The 19,730-nt window shown below is 73.0% G+C and carries 10 protein-coding genes; 3 read left to right on the top strand and 7 right to left on the bottom strand.

Annotated features, from left to right (window positions below):
- Window positions 1-63: 63 nt before the first annotated feature.
- A complete protein-coding gene (locus ACWEPF_RS03305) occupies window positions 64-1,629 on the top strand; it encodes an alpha/beta fold hydrolase (RefSeq protein WP_452171198.1) in 1,566 nt (521 codons plus the stop codon).
- Here ACWEPF_RS03305 and ACWEPF_RS03300 read toward each other — a convergent pair.
- From ACWEPF_RS03300 to ACWEPF_RS03280, 5 genes are all read right to left on the bottom strand, one after another.
- Complete coding sequence (locus ACWEPF_RS03300; RefSeq protein ID WP_452171197.1) at window positions 1,622-2,002, bottom strand: hypothetical protein; 381 nt, start codon at window positions 2,000-2,002, stop codon at window positions 1,622-1,624. The genes ACWEPF_RS03305 and ACWEPF_RS03300 overlap by 8 nt on opposite strands.
- A 167-nt stretch (window positions 2,003-2,169) precedes the next feature.
- Window positions 2,170-2,664: a hypothetical protein gene (locus ACWEPF_RS03295; RefSeq protein WP_452171196.1), complete on the bottom strand. Its 495-nt coding sequence runs from the start codon at window positions 2,662-2,664 to the stop codon at window positions 2,170-2,172.
- 30 nt (window positions 2,665-2,694) lie between these two features.
- A complete protein-coding gene (locus ACWEPF_RS03290) occupies window positions 2,695-4,038 on the bottom strand; it encodes an MFS transporter (RefSeq protein WP_452171195.1) in 1,344 nt (447 codons plus the stop codon).
- Window positions 4,035-4,682 carry a helix-turn-helix domain-containing protein gene (locus ACWEPF_RS03285; protein WP_452171194.1) on the bottom strand — a complete coding sequence of 216 codons (648 nt, stop codon included), beginning with the start codon at window positions 4,680-4,682 and terminating at the stop codon, window positions 4,035-4,037. Before ACWEPF_RS03285 ends, ACWEPF_RS03290 begins: the two co-directional genes overlap by 4 nt.
- Before the next feature lie 65 nt (window positions 4,683-4,747).
- A complete protein-coding gene (locus tag ACWEPF_RS03280) occupies window positions 4,748-5,221 on the bottom strand; it encodes a hypothetical protein (protein ID WP_452171193.1) in 474 nt (157 codons plus the stop codon).
- A gap of 447 nt (window positions 5,222-5,668) precedes the next feature.
- On the opposite strand from ACWEPF_RS03280, the gene ACWEPF_RS03275 reads away from it, so the two are divergent.
- On the top strand, window positions 5,669-6,346 hold the full coding sequence (locus tag ACWEPF_RS03275) for an NAD(P)H-binding protein (protein ID WP_452171192.1): 678 nt from the start codon (window positions 5,669-5,671) through the stop codon (window positions 6,344-6,346).
- A gap of 29 nt (window positions 6,347-6,375) precedes the next feature.
- On the opposite strand, the gene ACWEPF_RS03270 is transcribed toward ACWEPF_RS03275, so the two are convergent.
- Both ACWEPF_RS03270 and ACWEPF_RS03265 read right to left on the bottom strand, forming a co-directional pair.
- Window positions 6,376-7,395, bottom strand: coding sequence for a TolB family protein (locus ACWEPF_RS03270; RefSeq protein ID WP_452171191.1), 1,020 nt, complete (start codon window positions 7,393-7,395; stop codon window positions 6,376-6,378).
- Between the two features lie 100 nt (window positions 7,396-7,495).
- Complete coding sequence (locus ACWEPF_RS03265) at window positions 7,496-8,413, bottom strand: alkaline phosphatase family protein (RefSeq protein ID WP_452171190.1); 918 nt, start codon at window positions 8,411-8,413, stop codon at window positions 7,496-7,498.
- Between the two features lie 295 nt (window positions 8,414-8,708).
- Between ACWEPF_RS03265 and ACWEPF_RS03260 the strand changes: the two genes are divergently transcribed.
- Window positions 8,709-19,604 carry a DUF7927 domain-containing protein gene (locus tag ACWEPF_RS03260; RefSeq protein WP_452171189.1) on the top strand — a complete coding sequence of 3,632 codons (10,896 nt, stop codon included), beginning with the start codon at window positions 8,709-8,711 and terminating at the stop codon, window positions 19,602-19,604.
- Window positions 19,605-19,730 lie beyond the last annotated feature (126 nt).

The following is a 19,730-nucleotide window of genomic DNA, read 5'->3' as shown; positions in this document are numbered from 1 at the left end:
ACCTCCCTCAGGGGGAGTTCCTACCGTACCGGCGAACCCGAACCGTCCCTCAGGAGGTCCCACATGACGGTGTTCGTCCTGGTCTCCGGCCCCTTCACCGGCGGCTGGATCTGGCGGGAGACCGCCGAACTGCTGCGCCGCGCGGGCGCGCAGGCCCACCCGCTCACCCTCACCGGCCTCGGCGAACGCCGCCACCTGGCCGGCCCCGGCACCGACCTGGAGACCCACGTCGAGGACGTGGTCCAGCAGATCGACCACCTGGACGGCCCCGAGCCGCTCGTCCTGGTCGGCCACGGCTACGCCATCCACCCCGTGCTCGGCGCCGCCGACCGCCGCCGCGAACGCATCGGCCGGATCGTCCACCTCGACGCCGGCCTGCCCCGGGACGGCGACACCGCGCTCGCCCTGACGCCCGATCACCTCACCCGCGAGCTGCTCACCGCCCCCGGCGGGCCGGCGGCCACCGTCCCCGTCCCCGAACCGGACCAGTGGCACCGCTGGGGCTCCACCGCCGGGCTCACCCCCGAAGCGCTCGACCTCCTCGACCGGTACGCCGCACCGCAGCCCGCCGCCACCCTGCTCCAGCCGCTGCGCCTCGGCGGCGACCCGGCGCCCTGGCCGACCACCGGCATCCTCTGCAGCGCCGGGGGCGGCACCGATCTCGCCACCGTCGAGACCGCCGTCCGCTTCGGCCCTCCGCACCTGCGCGCCCTCGCCGACCCCCGGGTCGGCTTCCTCGAACTCCCCACCGGACACTGGCCGATGCTCTCCGACCCGCACGCCCTGTCCGACGCGCTGCTGCGCGCCGCCGCCGACGAGGGCCGGCGGATCACGGCCGCCCCCGACGCCGCCCCGCCCCAGCTGCGGCCCTTCGTCCTGGACGTCCCCGCCCGCCCGCGCATCCGCACCGGCGCGCTCGACCTCCACCTCCCGGAGGCGGACGGGCCCCGCCCCGCCGTCCTGCTGGTCCACGGCGGCCCGCTCCCCGCCGACGCCCGCCCCACCCCACGGGACTGGCCGCTCTACACCGGCCACGCCGCCCACGCGGCGAGCCTCGGCCTGGTCGGCGCCGTGCTCGACCACCGCCTGCACGCCCTCACCGACTACCCGCAGGCCGCGGACGACCTGAGCGCCGCCCTCGACACCCTCCGCGCCGACCCCCGGGTGGACCCGGACCGGATCGCCCTCTGGTTCTTCTCCGGCGGCGGACTCCTCGCCGCCGACCACCTCGCCGCGCCCCCGCCCTGGCTGCGCTGCGTCGCCTTCAGCTACCCCGTCCTGGCCCCGCTCCCCGGCTGGGCCACCGTCCCGCCCCGCTTCCGCCCGACCCCCGGCCCCGGCCTCCCGCTGGTCCTCACCCGCGCCGGCCTGGAGCAGCCGCCGATCGCCGCCACCGTCGACGCCTTCCTGACGGCCGCCCAGGCCGCCGGCACCCCGCTCGACCTGATCGACCACCCCACCGGCGGCCACGCCTTCGACGTGGCCGCCCCGACCCCGGCGTCACGCCGAGCCGTCACCGACGCCCACACGGCCGTCCTGCGCCACCTGCTGACGGATGCTCAGGTTCCGGCGAGGAGCACGCCCGCGCGGTCGCCGTCGGCACGGACGGCCGGTGTGCGCATCAGGTGACGTCGGTCTCGACCGGGCCCTCGGCGCCCTCGCCGACCGCGATGGTGCCCGCGCCCGTGGCCGAGATCCCGCCCGGAGCCGGGGCGGGGCCGGAGGCGGCGGTGGAGGCGCCCCGCACCTTCGTCTTCAACGCGCCGGTCGCCTTGCCACCGATGGCGATGGACCCGGGGCCGGAGGCGGTCACGGGCACCGGGCCGCCCGAGGAGGTCGTCAGGTACACCTGCAGGATCCCCCCGAGCACCACCAGCACCCCGAGCGCGACCCACCACCCCGCGCTGGGGCTGTCCGTCGCCACGTTGGTGACGATCCCGGTCCCCGCCGCGACCACCACGGTGGCCGCCGCCGCGATCGAACGCCGCATCGCCGTCGACATCTCGACTCCTTCCCCCCGCCCCGTCCGCGGAGCAGTCCCGAGCACAGTTCTACCAGGCGGCGCTGACACTGCGTCAGAGTCCGCGGAGGGCCGCGCCACCAGGGGTGCGACGGCCAGGTAGGTGGTGGCTGACCGCTGAGCCTTCGGCGGGGCCTGTCGTCGGGCGCTCAGCAGTCGCGGGTGGCGGCGGCGCGGAACTCGTCCACCGTGACCACGCGGGTGCCGCCGCCCTTCTTCCAGGTGAGGACCTGGCCGGGCTTCAGGCCTTCGAGGTCGGAGAGGCCGAAGACGAGCGAGGAGTCCTTCGCCGCGCCGCCGGTATGGGCGACCGTCAGGCCGTACCGGCGGTCAGGGAGGAGGGCGGTCAGGGTGGCCTCCTCGATGACCCAGCCGGGCGGGCCGGCGAGGAGGGGGATGCGGTCCACCGGCCCGGAACCGGGCGCGGGGTGCGCGATCCACCAGAGGTCCGCCTCGCCCCCGGTCTCGTGCACGTGCGCCGAACGCACCACGCCGCCGGGGCACAGCGCCGTGACGGCGGACGCCACACCGCCCTCGGTCACGATGCCGACGGAGTGGCCGAGCGGTGGAGTGCAGCCGGTGGCGGTGCCCAGGGCGAGGAGGAGTGCGAGAGCGGTGGTGGTGCGTCTGAACGGATGCGGCATCAGGTGGTCCCCCCGGTCGGTGCCGGGACTCTATCGGAGCCCCGCGTGCGGCCGGTCCCGGACCTCTTCCGGAGCGGGCACGGACGTGCCTTCCGCCGGCGCGCGGCGGGCCCAGAGGAGGGCTCCGGCGAGCAGGACGGCGGCGGCGGTGAGCCAGGGCAGCGGGCCGGCCGGAAGCCTCCCGACGAGCAGGCCCATGGCGGCACCGGCGAGTTGGAGCGCGAGGGACTGGACGGAGAGGACGGTGGCGCGGGTGCGGTCGGGGATGCGGTGGTGGAGCAGATCGCTCTCGTTGGGGCCGGCCGCGCCGAGGCCGAGGTACACCAGGACGTAGCCGAGGCCGCCGACGGCCAGGGCGGTGGCGCCGGTGGTCGCGGCGGTGACGCCGAGGAGGGCGAGGCCGGTCGCCCCGACCGTGAGGCCGAGGAGCACCGCGCGCTCGCCGCTGCCCGCCAACCGGGCGGTGAGCGGGGCGAGTTGGCTGCCGAGGGCGGAGCAGAGGAATCCGGCGCAGGCGAGTGCGGCGTAGAGCACGGCCCCGGCGGCGGCGCTGCCGCCGGTGAGTTCGGCCGCGCGGCCCGGTGTCAGCAGCTCCAGGGTGGCGACCGCTCCGCCGGCGGCGGCCGTGCCGAGCAGGACGCGCCGCACCAGCGCGTCGCGTCCGCCCAGCCGCAGGCCGGTCCGGACGGTGGCGGGGACGTCACGGACCGCGTCGCGCAGGGTGGCCGACGGGCGGGCCGGTTCGGGGAGGGCGGTGAGCACGTACAGCACGAAGGCGAGCGCGACCGGACAGCCCGTCAGGGCCGGGACGGAGAGCGGCAGCAGCAGGCCGCCGGTGGCGCGGGTGAGGGTGCCGCCCGGGTCGGGGCCGAGGCCGAGGGCCCAGGGGATCGCGCCGCCGAGCAGGGTACCGAGGGCGAGCGCGGCGGAGGTGGCGGTGGTGCCGTGGGCCAGGCCGGTGCGCAGCTCGGCGTCGGGACCCTCGGCCGCGCGGACGGTGTCCACGTACCAGGCCTCCACCGAACCGGAGAACAGGGCGCGGGCGGCGCCCATCAGCACCATCCCGGCGGTGAGCGGCCAGGCGGAGGTGCCCAGGGCGAGCAGGGCGAGGGCACCGGTGCTCAGCAGTCCGGCCGAGGCCAGCACGCCGCGGCGGCCGAGGACGTCGGAGAGGCCGCCGGTGGGCAGTTCCAGCAGGGCGGTGGTGAGGGAGTAGGCGGCCAGCAGGAGGGTGACGGTGGTCAGCGGCAGGCCGCGCGAGGTGAGCAGCAGGATCAGCGGCGCGACGGTCAGCCCGATCGGGAACCAGAGCAGGGCACAGGTGGTGACGTAGCGTCGGCGGGCCGTCCGGGCGTCGAGCGGGCGGACGGTCACTCCGCACTCCCCGCGCCCCGCGCACTCCCGGGGACGGGCGGCACCGGCGGGACGGGCGAGGCCGTCGGGGCCAGCGGCAGTCCGGCGGCGAGGAGGACGACCTGGGCGGCCCTCGGGTCCTCGGCGTCACGGGCCGTCAGTTCGTCGAGCTTGCCTTCCAGGGTCTGCCAGAGCTCCGCGAGGGACTCGGGCGTGAGGCGGGGCAGCCAGTCGCTGATCCCGGCCGGCCCCGTCCAGCCGGGTGCCAGCCGGCCGGCCTCCTCGTCGGCCTCGAAGCGGGCCAGGGAGCTCTCCAGGTGCTCGACCTGACGCCTGCGCAGCGAGCCGAGCACGGCCCGGCTCCCCGGGGAGGAGGCCATCGCCGCGGAGTCCCAGGAGGTGAGCGCGTGGACGGCCCGCCAGCGCCGCTCGCGCCCGTCGCGGTGCTCGGCCTCGCCGACGAAGGCGTGCTTGGCCAGCACCCGCAGGTGGTAGCTGGTGGAGGCCGAGGACTCCCCGGTGGCGGCGGCGAGCTCGCTCGCGGTGGCGGGGCCGTCCTGCCGGAGCAGCCCGAGCAGGCGGATGCGCAGGGGGTGGGTGAGCGCCTTGAGCGCGTCCGCGTCCCGTTCGGGGTCGAGCACCCGGGCCCGGTCGTCGTTCTCCATACCGGCAGCCTAGGTCGGCATCCGGCTCTTTGCCAAAGAGTTTTTGCAGAAAAGTCTCGGGAGAGTCAGAGGGCGGCCAGCCGTGCCCGGGCTGCGGCCCGCACCTCGGGCTCCTCCATCGGGTCGTCGCGCAGCTCGGCGAGCCGTGCCGCCACCTCGGGACCGTCCGGAGCGTGGGCGACGCCCAGCAGCCTGGACGCCTCCTCGCAGTCCCAGAGCGAGAGGACGTACCCCTGCTGCAAGCCTGTCGGGGCGATCGCGGCCAGAGCCTCCAGGTAGGCGGCCCGCTCGTACGAGTGTGGGGTGCGTAGCCAGAACCACCGGAGGTCCGCCGCCGCGCCTGCCGCCTCCGGCCCGAACCGGGCCAGCCGCCGGGCCGTCAGATCGGGCCCGCACCAGGCGCGGGCCGCCCGCTGTTCGGCCAGCTGCGCCACCAGGTGCGGGATCACCTCGGGGCCCAGGTGATCGGCCAGCACGTCCGCGCCGAGCCGGGCCAACCACGCCCGCTCGTCGCCCACCCAGCGCCGGGCCGCCGGCACGGCCGCCGGGCCGAGGCGATCGACGGCCCGCCGGAGCAGGGGGAGTGGGCGCAGGCCGTTCGGTCTGCCGCTCGTCCTCCCCGAGCAGGGCGGCGATCGGGCCCCGGGGGAGTGCCAGGTCGCGGACCAGCCGGGCGAGGTAGAGGGCGCGGTCGTCGGTGGAGTCCCAGCGCCAGTCCCTGCGGATCATGTCGAGGACCAGCGGCGCGGCGTGGTCCGGGTGGCCGAGTGCCGACCGGGCGCCACTGCCGTGGCCGCGTTGCAGCATGCCGGCCAGCGAGTTGACGGGGCGGTAGGGCATCGTGTCGTCGTCGGTCATCGACCCGCACGATGCCCGGTCGGCGAGGCCGCCGCCACCGGATTACCGGCCGTCGGCCCCGTCGGCGGGCGCCGGGCCGTGGAGCGGGCAGACTGGGGGGCGACCACCTGGGAAGGGACGGACACCCCGTGAACGTGCTGCTCTTCGGCGCCACCGGCATGGTCGGGCAGGGCGTCCTGCGCGAGTGCCTGCTCGACGACCGGGTGACCGGCGTGCGGGCCGTCGTGCGCGGGCCGTTGGAGGTGAGCCACCCCAAGCTGACCTCGCTGGTGCACACCGACTTCACCGACTTCGGCTCCCTGGAGCGGGAGTTCGCGGACGTCGACGCCTGCTTCTTCTGTCTGGGCGTCACCTCGGCCGGCAAGCGGGAGGAGGAGTACCGCCGGATCACCCACGACTACACGCTCGCCGCCGCCCGCGCGCTGCCCGTGCGGCCGGACGCCCCGCTCACCTTTGTCTACGTCTCCGGCGACGGCACCGACAGCACCGAGCAGGGGCGGCTGATGTGGGCCCGGGTGAAGGGCCGCACCGAGAACGAGCTGCTCGCGATGGACTTCCACGCCTACATGTTCCGCCCGGCGTACATCCACGCCGTGCACGGTGAGGTCTCCAGGACCCCGGCCTACCGGCGGCTCTACCCGGTGCTCTCGCTGCTCTTCCCGCTGCTGCGCCGCCTGGCCCCCGGCCGGGTGACCACCACCGAGAACATCGCCCGCGCGATGATCGCCGTCGCCGGGCGGAACGGCGCCGGCGAGCACGTCCTGCGCAGCCCCGAGATCAACCGGGCCGCCACCGAGGGCCGCTGACGGAGCATCGGCCTCGCCTCCGCGGACCGTCAGCGCAGGTACGCCGGGGCCACGGCTGAGACGGCGAGGGTGGCGGGGGCGCCGGTGCCGTCGGCGGGGACGGTCCACAGGTCGGCGCCGTACTCGCCGGGGAGGGAGTAGACCAGGGTGGAGCCGTCGGCCCAGAGGGCCTGGTCGTCGATGTTGCGCTGCTCGGCGGTGGCGGTCTCGGCCATGGTGGCCAGGTCGAGGACGTACAGGCGCCAGGGGGCGTCCGGCGAGGCGCCGGGGACGCGCTTCTTGTACGCGACCCGGGTGCCGTCGGGGGAGAGCGAGGGGCACTCGACGTTCTGGTGCAGCGAGGTCAGGGTGCGGGCGGTGAGGTCGCCCCGGACCAGGTGGGTGGTGCCGCCGGTGGCGACGGTGGCGTAGAAGTGCTCGTCGTCGGCGAAGGTGACGCCCCAGACGTTGAGGTCGGAGGCGCGCTGGGGCCGGCCGTCCACCAGGAAGGCGAACTCCTCCAGGTTGGACTCGAACCGCCAGTCGCGGGTGTCCACGATCGCGGTCCGGGTGGAGAAGTTGGAGCCCGCGTAGGAGTCGCCGCTGACGAAGACGGTCCAGGCGGCCAGCCGGCCGGAGGGGGAGACCCGGGCCCGGGAGGGGATGCCGGCGGCGGGGAAGGAGCGCAGCTCGTGCAGCCTGTCGTCGAGGACGACGGCGCGGTAGGTGTCGTCCAGCGTGCCGTGCACGGCCTGGAGGCAGATGCCCGTCCCGGCGGCGGCGTGGAAGCGCAGGCACTTGAGGCCGGAGGAGGTGCGGGTGGAGCCCGGCTCACCGGCCGGGACCGTGACGATCTCGTCCCGGTGCGGCCCCCAGGCCAGGTTGCGGAAGAGCAGTTGCCCCCGGCCGCCGGCCAGGCTGACGGTGCCCGGGCGGACGGGCGGGCCGCCGACCTGCTCCTGGTCCTTGCGGTCCGCGCGGTCGGCGGCGTACAGGACGGCCCCCGTGCCCACCCCGCCGAGCAGCAGGACGGCGAACAGGAGGACGAGCAGGCGGGTGGTGCGCGTCATGCGGGTGACACCTCGTCAGCGGTCGGAGGTCGGCGGTCGGAGGTCGGAGGTACGGGGGTGTGCCGCCCCGGGCCGGCGCCCGGGGCGGCACGGCGGGGCGTCAGTTCCAGATGCCCGTGATGGTGGTGGCGGAGGCGGCGTTGCCCGCGTGGGTGGACAGGCCCGCCAGGTCCTCCAGGGTGCGCAGCACGCTGTAGTGGTTGTAGGTGGTGGCGGTGGAGCTGCCGGGGGTGACGTGCTGGCCGTAGAAGACGGTCGGGATGCGGTTGCCCGAGAGGCGGTTGTCCTCGTCGAAGGTGACGACCAGCATCGAGTTGTGGGTCTGCGCCCAGGTCGCGTACGCGCCCAGCTTGTTCTTGATCCAGGTGTCGCCGGTGCCGACCGAGCAGTCGTGCATGTCGTTGCACAGGTCCGGCACCACGAAGGAGACCTTCGGCAGCGTGGTGTAGTCGGTCGGGAACTGCGTCATGGTGAGCGCGGTGTTGGTCGGCACGTTGGAGAAGCCGAACCACGGGTTGTGCTTCTGCGCGTACTTGCCGCTGGAACAGGTGGTGGAGCCCTGGGACGGCAGGCCCTCGTTGTAGCTCTTCCAGGTCTTGCCGGCGGCGATCAGCTCGGAGGCCAGGTTCGGTGCCGAGATCGAGCCGACGCCCACGCAACTGTCGTCCGTGCGGCCCTGGTTGGAGCCGGAGAACAGCATGTAGTAGTTCGGCTCGGACGGGTGGGTCAGGCCGAAGGACTGGGTGAGGTTGGCGCCGCCCGCCTTGAGGGTGTTGTTGATGTACGGCGCGCTGGAGCTGCCGATCACCTGGGTGTAGGCGTGGTTCTCCATCACCACGACCACGATGTGGTCGGGGGCCGGGAGCGCGGCGGCCTGGGCGGCGGTGCCGGTGGCGGCCCAGACGCCGAGCGAACCGGCGGCCAGCGCGACGGCGCTGCCGATGGCGGTGAGGGTGCGCCGGGTGCGCTTGGGGGGCAGCGCGGTCTGGTGGTCCTGCGGGGCCTGAGGAGCAGTCATGGCCGGTCTCCTGGTGAGGGGGTGACGGTGCACGGGGTGAGAGCGGGCGTAACCCTAGGGCGCGGCAGTTGACGCGTACCCGCTGCGCGGGTGAAGGAAGGAAGAACGGAGTACATGGTCTGGTAAAGCCTGCGCGGGGCCCCGGGGACGGCCGTCCGGGTGGTCGTGGGGACGACTCTCCCGATGGTGTGGTGTCCGGTAGATCGGATTGATCGTTTATGACGTATTTCTGGGCTGACGCCCCGTCATCGGCGGCGTCCTGCGTGCTGCCCCGTCGTCAGTGAGGCGATCGACCATGGAACACCGTGCCCGGCCCGTAGCGGACCTGCTGCACCGCGTCCTCTCCGTGCTGCTCACCACCCTGCTCTCGGTGGCGGCGGTGATGGTCCCCGCGTTCCCCGCGCACGCCGAGCGCACCGGCCTGACGTGCCGTTACAAGGACACGCTCCAGGGCGGGATGGTGATGACCGGCAACGGCCTGCTGTTCCAGAACGGCAAGGGCCCGGCCAACGTCGACAACCTCACCGGGCAGTCCACCAACTACGCCTACACCACCCGCAACGACTCCTCGCGCGCCGATCTGGTGCTCCCTGCGGACGCCACCGTGGTCAAGGCGATGGCCTACGTCTACGGCAGCCAGTACTACGCGCCGGGCAGCGCGTACTACTCCAACCCGGACACCTTCCAGATGCGCACCCCGGCGGCCGACTACCAGCGGCTGACCGCCGACGGCGTGGACAACGTGCTGTACAACAACGGCACCTACGGCAACAACCACCAGGCCTACCGCGACGTCACCGCCCTGGTGCGGGCCGGCGGTTCGGGCAGCTACGGCTTCGGCGACACGCCCTACTACACCAACTACGGCAGCCGCGGCTTCGGCGGCTGGGCCCTGGCCGTCGTCTACTCCTCGCCGAGTGCGCCGATGACGCAGGTGGCGCTCTGCGACCAGTGGGCCCGGATGAACGGCACCGCCGTCAGCAACACCTTCGACCTCGGCACCACGCCCTACTCCGGCGCCCAGCTGAAGCGGGCCTCGATCTACGCCACCGCCACCTACGGCGACGTCAACTACGGCGACTCCATCAAGGTCGACGGCAGCCGGGTGTCGGACTCGGCCAACCCCGCCACCGACTGGGCCAACGGCACCTGCACCCAGTACGGCAAGGACATCCCCGGGCGGAACCCGAGCTCCGGGACGGGCTGGGGCAACGTCGCGATGCCCTGCCCGGACATGGACGTCGACACCATCGACATCACCTCCATCGCCCCGACCACCCGGACCTTCTCGGTGGTCCAGGGCCGGGAGGGCTCGATCGAGGAGATCGGCTACGGCGTGGTCGGCTTCACCTTCGAGCCCAAGGCCGACCCCAGGCTCGACCTCGCCAAGACCGGCAAGCTGAACGACACCAACGGCGACGGCAAGGCCAACCCCGGCGAGACCATCTCCTACGGCTACACGGTCACCAACACCGGCAACACCACCGTGAGCTCGATCACCGTCGCGGACGACAAGATCACCGCGCCCGGTGCGGTGAGCTGCGCCAAGACCACCCTGCTGGTCGGCGAGAGCACCACCTGCACCGCCACCTACACCGTGACGGCCGCCGACGCCACGGCCGGCAGCGTCACCAACCACGCCACCGCCAAGGGCAAGGACCCCAACGGCACCGAGGTCACCACCCCGCAGCGCCAGGTCACCGTCCCGGCCGGCCCGGCCCCGGTCCGGGTCACCCTGGACAAGACCGTCACCAAGGCACCCGCCCCGGTGCCCGGCAGTCCCGGCACCTACGAGACCCAGTACGAGCTGAAGGTCGGCAACGCGGGCTCGGCCACCACCTACGACCTCAACGACACCCTCAGGTACGGCACCGGACTGACCGTCACCTCCGCCTCCGTCACCAACACCACCCCGGGCGGGCTCAGCCCGGTGGCCGGCTGGGACGGGCGCGGCCAGGTGAAGGTGGCCCAGAACCAGGCCATCGCGGCCGGCACCGAGGCCGCCCCCGCCACCCACGTCTGGCGGGTGACGGTGCGGTACACCGTGGACCCGGGCCAGGCCACCACCAAGTCCACCGACTGCACCCTGGACGCGGGGGAGAGCGGCACCGGCACCCGGAACGAGGCGAGCGCCACCTCCGGCGGCACCACCTCCAGCAAGGACGCCTGCAGCCCGGTCGCGGCCGTCACCAGTGACAAGACCCTGGTCTCGGGGGCGCCGACCAGCGGCGGCCAGTGGGAGGCGGTCTACGAGATCACCGTCACCAACAAGGGCGCCGCGCCCGGCACCTACTCGCTGGACGACCGGGCCCGCTTCGGGGCCGGCACCACCGTCAGCTTGGCGCGGGTGACCACCGCCCCGGCCGGCGTCACCACCAACCCGGCCTGGGACGCCCAGGCCACCAGCCGGATCGTCACCGACCAGGCGATCGGCGCGAACACCACCCACACCTACCGGGTGACCATCGTCGCCCAGGTGCCCGCCAACCCGGCCGACCCCAAGTCCACCGACTGCACCCTGGACCAGGGGGAGAGCGGTACCGGCCTGCTGAACGAGTCCACCACCACGGTGGACGGCAAGGAGGAGAAGAAGCAGGCCTGCAAGGCCACCTCCAACGTCTCGATGAGCAAGAAGATCTCGCAGCAGCCCACCGCCGTGGCCGGAAGCCCGGGCGTGTACGAGATCAAGTGGGACCTCACCGTCACCAACGCCGGCTCCGCCCCGACCACCTACCAACTGGTCAACGACACCACCAAGTTCGGCACCGGCGTGACCACCGTCTCGACCGCCGTCGCCAACACCGCCCCCGGCGGCCTGGCCGTCAACGCGGGCTGGAACGGCACCAGCGACACCAAGGTCTCCGACAGCCAGACCATCGCGGGCTCGGCCACCCACGTCTACACCGTCACCGTCCGGTACCGGGTCGACCAGGCCACCGCCACCCAGAAGTCCACCGACTGCACCCTGGACGCCGGCGAGTCCGGCACCGGCACCATGAACACCGCGGGCGTCACCACCGACGGCCGCACCTCCACCGACACCACCTGCGCGGGCGTCCCGCTGCTGAAGACCACCAAGACGGTGCAGCGCTCCACCCCGAACGGCGACGGCACCACCACCGTCACCTACCGGATCGACGTCGCCAACACCGGTGGCGGCAGCGGGAGCTACGACCTCGACGACAAGCTGAACTTCGGCGCCGGGATCACCGTGGTCTCCGCCCGGGCCGCCAACACCGCCCCCGGCTCGCTGACCGTGGACCCGGCCTTCAACGGCCAGGACAGGACCCGGATCGTCACCGGCCAGGCCGTCCCCGCCAACACCACCCACAGTTACACGGTGACCGTGGTGGCCCGGGTCCCGGCCTCGGTCACCGACCCGAAGTCCACCGACTGCACCGAGGACCCGGGCGAGAACGGCGCCACCGGCCTCTCCAACACCGCGACCACCACCTCCTCCGGCGGCTCCCAGACCAGCCGGGCCTGCGTGGAGACGCCCAGCGTCACCGTCACCAAGACCTTCACCCAGCAGCCCACCGCCGTCCCCGGCCAGGCCGGCACCTACGAGGTCCGCTACGACCTGACTCTGGCCAACACCGGTGCGGGCCCCGGCTCGTACACCCTGAGCGACACCCTCAGGTACGGCACCGGACTGACCGTCACCTCCGCCACCGGCGCCAACACCACCCCCGGCGGCCTGGCGGTCCGCCCCGACTGGAACGGCACCTCGAAGACCCAGCTGAGCAACACCGAGGCCCTGGGCGCCCGGACCACCCACGTCTGGTCCGTCACCGTCCGGTACAAGGTGGACAGCACGACCGTCACCGAGAAGTCCACCGACTGCACCCTCGACGCGGGCGAGAGCGGCACCGGCACCCTGAACCAGGCCGGGATCGACACCAACGGAACCAAGAGCGAGACCACCGCCTGCGCCGGCACGCCGCTGATCCGCACCACCAAGACCAGCCTGGACCTCACCCCGAACGGCAACGGCACCTGGACCCAGAGCTACCGGATCGACGTGGTCAACAGCGGTAAGGGGGACGGGCGTTACACGCTCGACGACCGCTTCCGCTTCGGCGCCGGGATCACCGTCCAGCCCACCCCCGCCGTGGCGACCACCGCCACCGGCGTGACGCCCTCGGCGAGCTGGAACGGCCAGGGCGACACCCGGGTGGTGACGGACCAGCAGCTCGCCGCCGGTGCCACCCACAGCTACACCGTCACGGTCACCGTGAAGCTGCCCGCCGGCGGCACCGCCGACCCGGCCTCCACCGACTGCACCTTCGGCAACGGCGAGAGCGGCACCGGCCTGGCCAACGAGGCCACCACCACGGTGGCCGGGGAGACCGGCACCAGCGTCGCCTGCCGCCGCACCCCGAACATCGCCGTCAGCAAGACCGTCTCCAGCGGCCCCACCCAGGTCACCGGGCAGGCCGACACCTACGACCTGGTCTACGACGTCAAGGTGACCAACACCGGTGCGGGTGACGGAACCTACGACCTGAGCGACCAGCTCGCCTACGGCGCCGGCGTCACCGTGGTCTCCGCCGCCCTCACCCCCGCCGAGCCGTACGAGGCCGACGCCTTCGACTGGAACGGCCGGGACAAGACCCTCATCAAGAGCGGCGCCCAACTCCCGGGCGAGACCGAGCACCTGTGGCGGATCACGGTCCGCTACACCCTGGACCGGGCCACCGTCACCAACACCTCCGGTGACTGCACGCTGGACGCCGGCGAGTCCGGCACCGGCACGCTGAACCGGGCCACCGCCACCGTCAACGGCGAGACCACCACCAAGGAGGCCTGCGCCCAGGTCGGCGCCGTCCGGGTGGTGAAGACCGCGGCCCCGAGCAACCCGCTGCCCGGGGGCAAGGTCACCTACACCGTCACCGTCACCAACACCGGCGGCACCGACGCCACCGGGTACCGGGTCGAGGACGACCTGACCGGCGTGCTCGGCTCGGCCTCCTACGACGGCGACGCCGCCGCCACCGACGGCTCCGGCGCCGCGGTCACCCCGGCTCCGGCCTACGCCGCGCCCAAGCTGAGCTGGACCGGCACCGTCAAGGCCGGCGGCCTGGTGCGGATCACCTACACCGTCACGGTGGCCGACCCCGTCCCGGCGGGCCGGACCACCATGAAGAACGCCGTCACCACCAACGACCCCGACATGTGTCCGCCCGGCTCCACCGACCCGACCTGCTCCACCACCCTCAAGCTGCCCCGGCTGGAGCTGACCAAGACGGCAACTCCCAACCCGGCCAAGGTCGGTGACACCGTCACCTACACCATCACCGCCCGCAACACCGGTGAGGCCGACTTCCCCGGCGCCGAGGTCACCGACGACCTGACCAACGTGCTGACCGGAGCCACCTACAACGGCGACGCCGCCGCCTCGGACGGTGCGGGCGGCATGCTCGGGGCGCCCGCGTACACGGCCCCGAAGATCAAGTGGACCGGCCCGATCGCCAAGGGCGAGCAGGTGGTGATCACCTACACGGTGAAGGCCACCGGCGCGACCAGCACCAGCCTGAGGAACCACGTCGAGGCCTCCGGCTCCGACTGCCCGCCCGGCAACGCCGAGCCCCGGTGCAACCCGGTGGTGCCGCTCGCCAAGGTGGGCGTGGTCAAGACCGCGAGCCCGGCCAACCCCAAGCCCGGCGACACCGTCACCTACACGGTGACCGTCACCAACAGCGGCTCCGCCGCCTACCCGGACGCCACCGTCACCGACGACCTGACCGGCGTGCTCAAGGGCGCCGACTACACCGGCACGGCCACCGCGAACGCTGGCGACGGCAGCACCACCCCCGCTCCGAACTGGGCTACCCCCAAGCTGAGTTGGAAGGGCTCGGTGCCGGCGGGCGCGAACGTCGTCATCCGCTACACCGTCAAGGTCAAGAACCCGGTGCCGGCCGACGGGGCCACCCTGAGGAACGCCGTCACCACCGACGTCCCCGGCGTCTGCCCGCCCGGCTCCACCGACCCGGACTGCTCCACCGTCACCCCGCTGCCCCGCCTGGAGATCAGGAAGCAGGTCAGCCCGCAGTCCACCACCCCGCTGAACGTCGGCGACAAGGTCAGCTACACCGTCACCGTCACCAACTCCGGCCCCGGCGACTACCGGGACGCCACCGTCAGCGACGACCTGTCCAAGGTGCTCAACGGCTCCGACGGCGCGGGCGGCGCGGCCACCTACAACGGCGACGCCGCCGCCAAGGACGGCGCGGGCGCCACCCGCACCGCCCCGACCGTCACCGGCACCACCCTGAGCTGGACCGGCCCGATCGCCACCGGCGCCACCGTGACCTTCACCTACAGCGTCACCGTCGCCAAGGCCGGGGTCACCCTGATCAACACCGTCACCTCCGAGGGCTCCAACTGCGTCCCGCCGGACCCGGCCGACCCGCAGTGCCGCACCGTGGTCCCCACCCCCGCCCTCAAGGTCGCCAAGACCTCCGCCCCCGCCAATCCCAAGCCCGGTGACACCGTCACCTACACCGTCACCGCCACCAACAGCGGCACCGGCGCCTACCCCGGCCTGCGGATCGCCGACGACCTGACCGGCGTGCTCAAGGGCGCCGACTACACCGGCACCGCCACCGCCGTGGACGGCGCGGGTGCCCCGCTCACCGCGCCGGTCTGGGCCTCGCCCCAGCTGACCTGGACCGGGGACGTGGCCGCCGGCGGCAGCGTCACCATCCGCTACACCGTCAAGGTCAAGAACCCGGTGCCCGCCGACGGCACCACCCTGAAGAACGCCGTCACCACCAACGTCCCCGACGTCTGCCCGCCCGGCTCCACCGACCCGAACTGCTCCACCGTCACCCCGCTGCCCCGCCTGGAGCTCGCCAAGACGGCAACTCCCAACCCGGCCAAGCTCGGTGACACCCTCACCTACACCATCACCGCCCGCAACACCGGCGCGGCCGACTTCACCGGCGCGGTCATCGGCGACGACCTGACCGGGACGCTCGCCCTCGGCGACTACCAGAACGACGCCGCCGCCAAGGACGGCTCGGGCGCGGTCCTGGCCGCCCCCACCTACACGGCGCCCAAGCTGAGCTGGACCGGTACCGTCGCCAAGGGCGGCAGCGTGGTCATCACCTACACGGTGAAGGTCAGCAAGGTCACCGCCACCCCCGGCGTCAACAAGGTCGAGGCCGAGGGCTCCACCTGCCCGCCCGGCTCCACCGACCCGGCCTGCTCCACCACGGTGACGGTCAAGCACCTGACGGTGCGCAAGACCGCGAACACCACCGAGGCCAAGCCCGGTGACAAGGTCGGCTACACCATCACCGTCACCAACGACGGCAGCGCCGCCTACCCCGGAGCCTCGTTCTCCGACGACCTGTCGAAGGTCATCGACACCGCCGCCTACAACAACGACCACACCGCCTCGGCCGGCACCGCCTCGTACGCGGCCCCGGTGCTCTCCTGGACCGGTGACCTGGCGGTGGGCGCCTCCGCCACCGTGACGTACTCGGTCACGGTCAACGACCCGCCGTCCGGCGACCGGCAGTTGGCCAACACCGTCACCTCGCCGGACTCCAACTGCCCGCCCGGGTCCACCGACCCCGCCTGCTCGACGACCGTCCCGGTGAAGCACCTGACGGTGAAGAAGACCTCCGACCGGACCGTGGTCAAGCTGGGTGACACCATCACCTACACGGTGACCGTGACCAACGACGGCACCGCCGACGCCCCCGACGCCACCTTCTCCGACGACCTCTCCAAGGTGACGGACGACGCCACCTACAACCAGGACGCCACCGCCTCCACCGGCACCGCCTCCTACGCGGCCCCGACCCTCACCTGGACCGGCGCCCTCAAGCCCGGCGACACCGCCACCGTCACCTACTCCTTCACCGTCAACTCCCCGCTCTCCGGCGACAAGCAGATCGCCAACACGGTGACCTCGCCCGACGGCAACTGCCCGCCCGGCTCCACCGACCCCGCCTGTTCGACGGTGGTCCCGGTGAAGCACCTGACGGTGAAGAAGACCGCGGCCCCCGCCGAGGCGAAGCCCGGTGACAAGGTCACCTACACCGTCACCGTCACCAACGACGGCGGCACGGCCTTCCCCGGCGCCTCGTTCTCGGACGACCTCTCGAAGGTGCTGGACGACGCGACCTACGGCAACGACCACGCCGCCTCGGCCGGTACGGCGTCGTACGCGGCGCCGACCCTGTCCTGGACGGGTGACCTGACGGTGGGCGCCTCCGCGACCATCACCTACTCGGTGACGGTGAAGAACCCGCCGTCCGGGGACCGCGAGCTGGCGAACGCGGTGACCTCACCGGACTCCAACTGCCCGCCGAACTCGACCGACCCGAACTGCTCGACGGTGGTCCCGGTCAAGCACCTCACGGTGAGGAAGACCTCCGACAAGACGGCGGTCAAGCCGGGGGACACCGTCACCTACACGGTGACCGTGACCAACGACGGCAAGGCTCCGTACCTGGGCGCGTCCTTCTCGGACGACCTGTCGAAGGTGCTGGACGACGCGACCTACGGCAATGACCACACCGCCTCGGCCGGCACGGCCACCTATACGGCGCCGACGCTCAGCTGGACCGGCGACCTCGCGGTCGGCGCCTCCGCCACCGTCACCTACACCGTCAAGGTCAACACCCCCGTCAGCGGGGACGGCAAGCTCGCCAACACCGTGGTCTCGCCCGACTCCAACTGCCCGCCGGACTCCAAGGACCCGGCCTGCACCACCGTCGTCCCGGCCCGGAACATCACCGTCGTCAAGAGCTCCGGCGCCACCCCGGCCAAGGCCGGCCAGAAGCTCACCTACACCGTGACCGTCACCAACCTGGCCGATGAGCCCGCCACCGCCGTCTCCTTCTCCGACGACCTGACCAAGGTGCTGGACGACGCCACCTACAACCAGGACGCCGTCGCCACCACCGGCACCGTCTCGTACACGGCGCCGACCCTGAGCTGGACCGGCGACCTGGCCGCCAAGGCCAAGGCCACCGTCACCTACTCGGTCACCGTCAACAACCCGCTCACCGGGGACGGCGTCCTCACCAACGCCGTGGTCTCCCCGGACGGCCCCTGCCCGCCCGGCTCCACCGACCCGAACTGCTCCACCGTCGTCCCGGTCAAGCACCTGACGGTGAAGAAGACCTCGGCTCCGGCCCAGGCCAAGCCCGGTGACAAGGTGACCTACACCGTCACCGTGACCAACGACGGCAAGGCCGCCTACCCGGGTGCCTCGTTCTCGGACGACCTGTCGAAGGTGCTGGACGACGCGACCTACGGCAACGACCACGCCGCCTCGGCCGGTACCGCCTCGTACGCGGCGCCGACCCTGTCCTGGACGGGTGACCTGGCGGTGGGCGCCTCGGCGACCGTCACCTACTCCGTCACCGTCAACAACCCGGCCACCGGCGACAAGCAGCTCGCCAACACGGTGGTCGCACCGGACTCCACCTGCCCGCCCGGCTCCACCGACCCGAACTGCTCGACGGTGGTCCCGGTCAAGCACCTGACGCTGAAGAAGACCTCCGACCACACGTCGGCGATGCCCGGCTCCAAGATCACCTACACGGTCACCGTGACCAACACGGGCAAGGCCGCCTACCCGGGTGCGTCCTTCTCGGACGACCTGTCGAGGGTGCTGGACGACGCCGTCTACGGCAACGACCACGCCGCCTCGGCCGGTACCGCCTCGTACGCGGCGCCGACCCTGTCCTGGACGGGTGACCTGGCGGTGGGCGCCTCGGCGACCGTCACCTACTCCGTCACCGTCAACAAGCCGATCAGCGGCGACGGCGTCCTCACCAACGCGGTGGTCGCGCCGGACTCCACCTGCCCGCCCGGCTCCACGGACCCGGAGTGCTCGACCGTGGTCCCGGTCCGGCACCTGACGGTCTCCAAGACCGCCGACCGCACCGAGGCCAAGGCCGGCGACAAGGTCACCTACACCCTCACCGTCCTCAACGACGGCGGCACCGCCTACCCCGGTGCCTCGTTCCGTGACGACCTGAGCAAGGTCATCGCGGGCGCCGACTTCAACAACGACCACGCCGCCACCCACGGCCGCGCCTCGTTCAGCGCTCCGCACCTCACGTGGACCGGCGACCTGGCGATCGGTCAGAAGGTGACCGTCACCTACTCCGTGACCCTCCGCACCCCCGTCCGGGCCGACCAGCTGACCAACCTGGTCGCCGTCCCGGACAGCAACTGCCCGCCCGACTCCACGGACCCGGCCTGCACCACCGTCACCCCGGTGAAGAAGCTGGACGTCGCCAAGACCTCCGACGTCACCACCGTCACGGTCGGCTCGAAGATCACCTACACCGTGACCGTCACCAACACCGGAGCCGTCGACTACGTCGGCGCCACCCTCACCGACGACCTCTCCAAGGTGCTGGACGACGCCACCTACAACCAGGACGCCACCGCCACCACCGGCACCGCCTCCTACACCGCACCGAAGATCGGCTGGACCGGCGACCTCAAGGTCGGCGCCAAGGCCGTCGTCACCTACTCGGTCACCGTCACCGCCGCAGGTGACAAGCTGCTCGACAACGCGGCCGTCGTTCCGGACAGCAACTGCCCGATCCCGATGGAGCCGCGCCGCCTCACCCGGGCCGCCGTCCCCTACGACCCCGACTGCACCACCCACCAGACGGTCCGTCAGCTGCGGGTCGCCAAGAAGGCCGACAAGCAGTACGCCGAGGCCGGCGAGCGGGTCACCTACACCGTCACGGTCACCAACGACGGCACCGCCGCCTACCCGGGCGCGACCTTCACCGACGACCTGAGCGGCGTCCTGAGCAGCGCCGGCTACAACGGCGACGCCAAGGCCGGCACCGGCACCACCGCCTACGCCGCGCCGAAGCTCACCTGGACCGGCGACCTCGCCGTGGGCGCGGCCACCACCGTCAGCTACTCCGTCACCGTGAAGAGCGGGGCCACCGCCGAACTGCGCAACCTCGTCACCGCTCCCGACAGCAACTGCCCGCCCGACTCCACCGACCCCGCCTGCCACACCTCGACCACCCCGGGCGACGACGACGGCCCCAAGCCGTCCGCCTCCCCGACCCCGACCCCCAAGCCGCTCCCGCAGACCGGCGCCGACCTCCCGCTCCGCCTGCTCGGCGTGCTCTCCCTCACCGCCCTCGCCATCGGCCTGGGCACCTGGGCCGCCACCCGCCGCCGGGCATCCTGACGGTCCGTCCGCACCCGTGAGCCCTCCCGCCCTCCCCGGGCGGGAGGGCTCACGGCTTCCGCCGCCCGGGTGGAACCCGTCCGCCGCCGCCCCCGCCTCCGGCGTCGCCTCGCCCCCGGCCGCTGC

The sequence above is a fragment of the Kitasatospora sp. NPDC004289 genome, assembly GCF_053602875.1.
This window is presented reverse-complemented; position numbering and strand designations above follow the sequence as displayed.

What these genes read in the sequence shown, in the direction of transcription:
- ACWEPF_RS03305 (WP_452171198.1), top strand. Translation starts at nt 64, where the DNA reads ATGACGGTGTTCGTCCTGGTCTCCGGCCCCTTCACCGGCGGCTGGATC.
- ACWEPF_RS03300 (WP_452171197.1), bottom strand. Translation starts at nt 2,002, where the DNA reads ATGTCGACGGCGATGCGGCGTTCGATCGCGGCGGCGGCCACCGTGGTG.
- ACWEPF_RS03295 (WP_452171196.1), bottom strand. Translation starts at nt 2,664, where the DNA reads ATGCCGCATCCGTTCAGACGCACCACCACCGCTCTCGCACTCCTCCTC.
- ACWEPF_RS03285 (WP_452171194.1), bottom strand. Translation starts at nt 4,682, where the DNA reads ATGGAGAACGACGACCGGGCCCGGGTGCTCGACCCCGAACGGGACGCG.
- ACWEPF_RS03270 (WP_452171191.1), bottom strand. Translation starts at nt 7,395, where the DNA reads ATGACGCGCACCACCCGCCTGCTCGTCCTCCTGTTCGCCGTCCTGCTG.
- ACWEPF_RS03265 (WP_452171190.1), bottom strand. Translation starts at nt 8,413, where the DNA reads ATGACTGCTCCTCAGGCCCCGCAGGACCACCAGACCGCGCTGCCCCCC.
- ACWEPF_RS03260 (WP_452171189.1), top strand. Translation starts at nt 8,709, where the DNA reads ATGGAACACCGTGCCCGGCCCGTAGCGGACCTGCTGCACCGCGTCCTC.